At 32.9% G+C, this 7,838-nt stretch carries 4 protein-coding genes (2 of these 4 only partly in view); all 4 read right to left on the minus strand.

Translation table 11 applies throughout. The features are described 5' to 3' along the window. Window positions 1-46 precede the first annotated feature (46 nt). Window positions 47-1,909: an ABC-F family ATP-binding cassette domain-containing protein gene (locus tag ACKTTQ_RS04385; protein WP_113786244.1), complete on the minus strand. Its 1,863-nt coding sequence runs from the start codon at window positions 1,907-1,909 to the stop codon at window positions 47-49. Window positions 1,910-2,200: 291 nt separating this feature from the next. Further along, entirely contained in the window at window positions 2,201-6,577 is a 4,377-nt protein-coding gene (locus ACKTTQ_RS04390; protein WP_408048506.1) for a GEVED domain-containing protein, read from the minus strand. A gap of 75 nt (window positions 6,578-6,652) precedes the next feature. Then, a protein-coding gene (locus ACKTTQ_RS04395; protein WP_456243496.1) for a GEVED domain-containing protein crosses the window boundary here: on the minus strand, window positions 6,653-7,838 show its 3' portion. It continues 41 nt past the right edge of the window; 1,186 of the gene's 1,227 nt are visible here — the last part of the coding sequence; its start codon lies off the right edge, out of view; its stop codon occupies window positions 6,653-6,655. Next, window positions 7,830-7,838 carry the 3' portion of a S8 family serine peptidase gene (locus ACKTTQ_RS04400; RefSeq protein WP_408048508.1) on the minus strand. 2,214 nt of this gene lie beyond the right edge of the window, so 9 of the gene's 2,223 nt are visible here — the last part of the coding sequence; its start codon lies beyond the right edge, outside the window; the stop codon is at window positions 7,830-7,832. Before ACKTTQ_RS04400 ends, ACKTTQ_RS04395 begins: the two co-directional genes overlap by 50 nt.

Raw genomic sequence — 7,838 nt, forward strand, 5'->3', positions numbered from 1 at the left:
TTTTATGTAAAATGTGGGTTTTAATTTTACTCTATGATGTACTTATTTATTCACCTTCAAGTTTCATTGAAAGTTCGAGCCATCGTTCTTCTTTTTTTTCTAAACTATCAATTGTTTCTTGAAGTTCTTTTGATTTATCATTAATCTCTTCAGGAGAATATTCAACATTCATAAATTTCCCTTCAATCAATTGTTTCTTTTTTTGAAGTTTTTCAATATCTTTTTCTAATAAGCCCCATTCGCGCTTTTCATCAAAACTTAATACTGCCTTTTTAGCTGTTTTAACAGGCTTTATAACTTCTTTCTTTATCTCCCTTGATTCTTTTACCTTTGAGTCTTCATAAGCCCTAAAATCAGAGTAATTCCCTGGGAAGTTATCAATTTGTCCTTCACCTCTAAACACAAATAAATTATCAACTATTTTATCCATAAAATAACGGTCGTGAGATACCACCATTAAGTTACCAGGATAATCTAATAAGAAGTTTTCTAATACATTTAAGGTTACAACATCTAAATCGTTTGTAGGCTCATCTAAAATTAAAAAATTAGGGTTCTGTATTAAAACAGCACATAAATACAATCGTTTTTGCTCACCTCCACTTAATTTTTCTACAAAATCATGCTGCTTTTTCCTATCAAAAAGGAAACGTTCTAACAATTGTCCTGCTGATATTTTTCGTCCTTTTGATAATGGAATATATTCACCAAACTCTTTAACTACTTCAATTACTTTTTGTCCTGGTTTTATTTCAATACCATTCTGAGTGTAATATCCAAACTTTACAGTTTCACCTATAACAACTTTTCCACCATCTAAAGGTATACCACCAGTTAGCATATTCAAAAAAGAAGATTTTCCTGTACCATTTTTACCAATGATACCTATACGTTCTCCACGCTTAAAAACATATTCAAACCCGTCTAAAATTACTTTATCATCAAATGATTTTCGCATTTTATGAAGCTCAATAATTTTACTTCCTAAACGCTCCATATTAATTTCTAACTGAACTTCATGTTCGTTACGTCGTTTATGGGCTTTTTCTTTAATTTTATAAAAATCATCTGTACGAGATTTAGATTTTGTTGTTCGTGCCTTAGGCTGACGACGCATCCAGTCTAATTCTTTTTTAAATAAACTTTTTGCTTTCCCTAAATTGGTTGCTTCAAGTGCTAATCGTTCTTCTTTATTTTGTAGGTAATATGAATAATTTCCTTTGTATTTAAATAACTTTCCTTCGTCTAGTTCAATAATTTCATTACACACACGCTCTAAGAAATAACGATCATGTGTAACCATAAATAATGTTATTTTTTCTTTAGCAAAAAAAGCTTCTAACCATTCAATCATTTCTAAATCTAAATGATTGGTAGGCTCATCCAATATTAACAAATCTGGTTTTTTTATCAATACGATTGCCAATGCTAAACGTTTCTTTTGACCCCCAGAAAGTTTACCTACTTTTAACTGTAAATTTTCTAATTTTAATTTAGATAAAATTTGCTTGTATTGAGTTTCAAAATCCCATGCATTATGTTGTTCCATTAACTCAAAAGCTTCTTGATATGCTTCTACATTATCTGGATTATCTAATGCTTTTTCGTATTGTTGAATAATCGATAAAACTTTGTTATCTGTAGAAAAAATTGTTTCTTCAATAGTTAAATCGGCATTTAAATTATCTGCCTGTGATAAATAAGCAATATCAATGCCTTTTCTACTAACTACTTGTCCAGAATCAGCTTCGTCTACTCCTGCTACTATATTTAAAATAGAGGTTTTACCACTACCGTTTTTAGCAACAAAAGCTATTTTTTGATCTTTATTTATTCCAAAAGAAATGTCATGAAATAACACTTTTTCTCCATAAGCTTTTGCTATATTCTCAACCGATAGGTAATTCATCTTCTAAATTTTATACAAAGAAACAAAAACCCAAACAAAATGCTCGAGTTTTAAAAACTATTAATTTAAGATGTCTAACTTTTTATTTTACTTTGAGTTTATAAACTACAGTTTCTTCCACTCTTTTAAATCAAATTATATCAGTTTCTGTTTTTAACCATTACTATTATAAATGCTAGATGAAATAAGTTAGTAACTCTTTAAGAAAATTAAGTTAACAAAAATGAATAAAAAAACCCTGAGCTTTTGCCCAGGGTCATCATTAGTTAAAGAAAGAAGGGTTTTAAAAAATTATCTTTTAACTAATTTAGTAGTCAATGATTTTTGACCATCATTTGCTTCTAATAAGTAAATTCCACTTTTTAAACTAGAGATATTTACTGTGTTATTCATAGTTTCACCTTTTAACACAACTTGACCAATTGTATTAGTGATTCTGTAATTTACATTTTCATTGTTACCAAATTTTACAATAATGCTGTTAATTGCAGGATTAGGATATGTAATTAAACTTGGTAAACCATCTCTATCTAATGGTTCAGCAGATAAATCATTTGAAGAAGTAGTTCCAGCTAAAGAAGAAGACGAACTAACGATATTAACCGTATAATCTTCTACTTCACCATCAGCAAATGTTTCACATGCTGTAGACGCTGCGTTATACTTCATAGAAACGCGCATTCTTGTTTGACCTAAAGTTGCTCCTGCAGGTATTGATATATTTGCAGATCTATTTGAAGCTGAACTAGAAGAACCTAAAGAGGTTTGCTCACTACTTTCAAAAGTTCCATTTCTATTATAATCAATCCATACTGTAAAGTACTCAGTATAAGAAGAACTATTAAATCCTGCACTTACTACTATTTGATTGGTAGTTCCTTGAGTAACTGTAGCTACCTTAGAAGTAAAATCACCATACCCACCATTTGCAGCAGTTGTATTTGTCATTCCTCCGAAAGAAACATAATCAATCCATTCATAAGTAACTCTATTTCCTTTTGAAGCACAATAATTTACTACATTACTCAATGTTGTAACATTTACTACATTACTTGCAGAAGAAACGTTTCCAGCAGCATCTTTTGCCTTTACTGAGAATGTATATGCAGTATTTGCAGTTAACCCTGTTACATTATAAGAAGTAGTTGTTACAGTTGCTAACTTAGTAGTACCTCTAAAAACATCATATCCAGTTACTCCTACCGCATCAGTTGAAGCTGTCCAACCTAATGTTAATGAAGTTTGTGTAACACTTGAAGAAGTTAAACTACTAGGAGCTGTAGGTGCCTGTGTATCTGGCCCATCATTAACTGCAGTTACAGATAAATCATCAACAGCGATATCACTAGACCAACCACTACCAGTTGTTCCTACAATTCTTAACTTAACATTAGCACCTAAATAAGCACTTAAATTAACATTAATAGAATTCCATTGGTTCCCTTTACTTCCTGAATCAGACCATAAGTCAGTCCAAGTTGTTCCATTCGAAGATCCTTGAACTTTTAAAGATCCTATATTATTCCCATACATATGGTTTTTGAAACTAAAAGAAGCTGAAGATTTATCAGATAAATCAAAACAAGCACTTTCTAAAATAGCTGTTGCATTTGCTCCAATTTTTCCTGGACTATTATTCGTTGAAGCTTCTAAAAACATATAAAAAGAACCTTGAGTTGCTGAACTTGGTCCAGTTCCGTTAGATGGTGTACTACCACTTTTTCTTACCCAGTTTCCATCATCACCAGTTACTTGTACCCATCCATCATTAGATTCGAATCCTTCACTATAAGGAAATGATGTAATTGTTGATGAACAAGACATTGTAATAGCTGTAGTAGTAGCACTTGCTGTATTACTTGCCGTTGAGATATTTCCAGCTGCATCTTTTGCTTTTACTGTAAAAGTATATGCTGTACTTGCTGTTAATCCTGTTACATTATAAGAAGTTGTTGTAGACGAACCTATTTTAGTAGCCCCTCTAAACACATCGTATCCAGTTACTCCTACATTATCAGTTGAAGCTGTCCAATTTAAAGTTAAACTAGTTGCTGCAATTGAACTAGTTGCTAAACTAGCTGGTGCTGTTGGTGCTTGTGTATCTGCTACTGCATTACTCGTAAATGATCCTGTAAACACTCCTCTACCGTAGGTAGAAGCAATTACTTTGTTGGTTGCATTATCTCCACTAACATTCCAATAATCAAACGATGTTACACTTACATCACTCATTCCATTGTATGCTTGTGTCCAGTTTGGATTAGCATCATTAAAGTTTGACGTTGACCAAACTCCTAATTGTGTAGCTAAAATAACTTCAGTTCTATCTAATGGATTTTGTAATAAATCTCTTACAGGGATATTTGGTAAATTTCCTTCTTTATTAACCCAATTAGTACCTCCATTCGAGGTAGCCCAAACACTAGTTACACCATAATTATGAATTGTAACAAAAATATCATTTGCAGTAGCTCCAAATCGAACAGATGAAACAGACCCTACAAAAGGTGTATTAATTTGACTCCATGTCGCTGTTGTATTTGTAACATTTGTTAATTGTAAAAGGTTTCCATTAGTTAATCCAACATACCATGTATTATTTGCAAACGGTGAAGCTCTAAAAGCTGAAGGAGCAGCTGTTAATAAATTATTTCTAAGCTCTCCATTCGTATTAGCAGCTACATTAATACTTCTTATAGAACGATGTGTTAATGCTCTTGTAGTACAATCAAAAGGACTCCCATCTGTTAAAAGTCTATTAGCACTGCTATCATAATCCATAGGGTTAACAAACTGTCCAGAACATTGATTGTTATATATAGTAGTTGCTCCTCCTTGTATTCTACTTACCCCATTCCATGGCAAGTTAAAACGATAAATTACATTATTTACGTAAGTTGCAATCATGTACTGACCATCTTTGTCAATAAACGTATTAAATCCATCACCTCCAGAAACTTCTGTAGAACTATTAACACCTGCAACTGCATTTCTAAATCCTTGTGTTCCGTTATCTTGAGCTCCAGCACTAAAAATTCCATTTACGTCTCCAACCCCATCTGGTCCAATACTTGCTTTTACAAATTGTGTTACGTTATAACCTTTGTTACGTACATTTATATTAGTTCCTGAATTTCCAGAATAATAAACTCCTCCATCATTTCCAAATAATATTTTTGAGGAATCATTATTTCCAAAAGCTATCGAATGTTGATCAGCATGTACATTTTGATGACCAAAACCTCCATACCAATGAGATAATTGAGACCATGATGTTCCTCCATTAGTGGTTTTAAATAAGTCAATACCACCAACATAAACGATATTATCATTTGTAGGGTCAGCTTCAATTACTAAATCGTAAAATGCTTGCCCTCTTGTAAAATCTGTTGAAGATATGTTTGTATCTGAGTCATTTGGTAATGACGTTGAAGTTACTGAAGTAAAACCGTTTGTTGTTTTATAAATATGAACTGGTGCAGCAGAAGTTGTTCCTTGAGTTAATGCATAAATTTTATTAGCATTCGTAGCAGAAGTTTCTAACTCTACTCTATTTGAGTTTGTTAAAGGTGAAGCTGCAGCTTCGGTCCAAGTAGAACCATTTGTTGAACTATATACTCTACCTCCACTATTTGCATCTAAAGCAGATTTAATCGTTCCCATCCAAATCGTATTATTAGCACTTACCTCTAAATCATTTGGTACATAATAATAATCATTACCGCTAAATGTATATCTCATGTTAGCAGATTCTATTCGATTCCAAGTAGTTCCATTATTTGTAGAACGATAGATACCAGCTGATTGTAATCCTAGCCAATTCTTAGGACTAGATGAATCTCCATATACATGAGCTCCTACGGCTACGAATAATTCAGTAGACGCCCCATTATCCCATGCAAGGATATCATTTACATAATGTATTCCTGAAAGGAAAATATTACTTGCATTATGATTAATAATCGCTGTACCTGAAGCAGGTATATTAATAGCATTCCACGTAGTACCTCCATTAGTAGTAACATAAACTCCATTACCTACAACATCACCAGCAGTATATTGTTCTCCAGTACCCACATACCACGTATTAGAGTTTCTAGGATCAACAGTAATAGAAGTTACCGATAAGTTACCTGGTACATTCTGTACTCTTGTCCATTGAGTATTAGCGTTACTAATGTTGGTGTTTTTCCATAAACCACCACTTACACCACCAGCGTATACTGTATTATTTGTTGCATCATTTGGATCAAACAAAATTACTCTTGTACGTCCTCCAACATTATTAGGGCCTCTTTCTACCCAAGAATTTCCAGCATCTCCAGGGCCTCTTTGTTGTGTATTATTTCCTTTAGCTGATCTACTTTTTAATAAATCTTCTCTTAACTTAGCTAATGTTCCATCTTCCATTTGTCCGGTAGCTGGGTTCATAGTAAGTAATTGCATTTGATCATAATACCTATTAGGAGGTAATCCTTTTAATTTTCTTTCTTTTTTCCCCCATTTTAAAGATTCATTTAAAGGGCTTTCGTCTAAAAAGGTTTTATGAACCTCTCGTTGCTCAGCTATTGTAGCTGAAACGTCTTGCTTCTTTAAATAATCAGATCCAATAATTGAAATTGCTGCAACTGATAAGCCGCCAATCAAAAACTTAAATTTATTGTTCATTTGATTAATGTGATTAGTAAAAAATAGCTAGGGATGACTCCCTAACTATTTTTTGTTTATAAATAAATGTGTAGATTATTTTTTTACAATCTTAGTCTTTAATGATTTTTGACCATCATTAACCTCTAACATGTATATTCCTGAATTTAGGCTTGAAACATCTAAGTTTCTAGATTTCATTTGCCCAGATTTAACAACACTTCCTATAGTATTTACAATTCTATAAGTCATATTTTCTGCTTTTGATGCAAACTTAACTTGAACAAAGTTTGTAGCTGGATTAGGATATGCCATTAAGTCTAATACATCTTGATTAGAGAAAGGCTCTCCTGTTACAGTAACATCTGAGAATGTAGTTAAACTAGCACTAGAAGCAGTAATGTTTACCGTATAATCTTCTACTTCTCCATCTCCAATATTAGCTTCACAAGATGTTGGTGCTGAATTATATTTCATAGAAACACGCATTCTTGTTTGTCCTAATTTTGCATTTCCTGGTATTGTAATATTTGCTGTTCTGTTTCCTGAGCTTGTTGAATTACCTGAAGTTACTTGTTCTCCACTATCAGTAAAGTCTCCATCTCCATTGTAATCTATCCAAATAACAAAATACTCATTGTATGCAGTACTTCTAAATCCAGCACTTACTACTAATTGATTAGTACTTCCTTGTGTTACAGTAGCAACTTTAGATGTGAAATCTCCATATCCTCCGTTTGCTCCAGTTGTATTAGTCATTCCTCCAAATGATACATAATCAATCCACTCGTAAGTAACTCGTGTACCTTTTGAATCACAATACGACACTACAGTTCCTAAAGTAGTAACACTTGCAGTATTACTTGATGATGATACATTTCCTGCTGCATCTTTTGCTTTTACTGTAAATGAATATGCAGTATTTGCTGTTAATCCTGTTACGTTATAACTTGTTGCAGTGGTAGTTGATCCTATTTTTGTTGATCCTCTAAAAACGTCATATCCTGTTACCCCTACATTATCTGTTGAAGCTGTCCAGTTTAATGTTAATGTTGTTTGAGCTATACTTGCTGCTGCTAAACTACTTGGTGCACTTGGTGCTTGAGTATCTGCTACTGCTCCCTGAACATTTACTGTATAATCTTCTACTTCTCCATCAAAGTTTGTTTGACATGAAGTTGGGTTTGCATTATACCTTGCTGAAACTCTCATTCTTGTTGCTCCTACTTTTGCATTTGCTGGAACTGCTACTGCTTTAGTTGGTAATGCTCCGTTAGATACA

The sequence above is a fragment of the Tenacibaculum halocynthiae genome, from assembly GCF_964512825.1.
Taxonomy (GTDB): domain Bacteria; phylum Bacteroidota; class Bacteroidia; order Flavobacteriales; family Flavobacteriaceae; genus Polaribacter; species Polaribacter halocynthiae.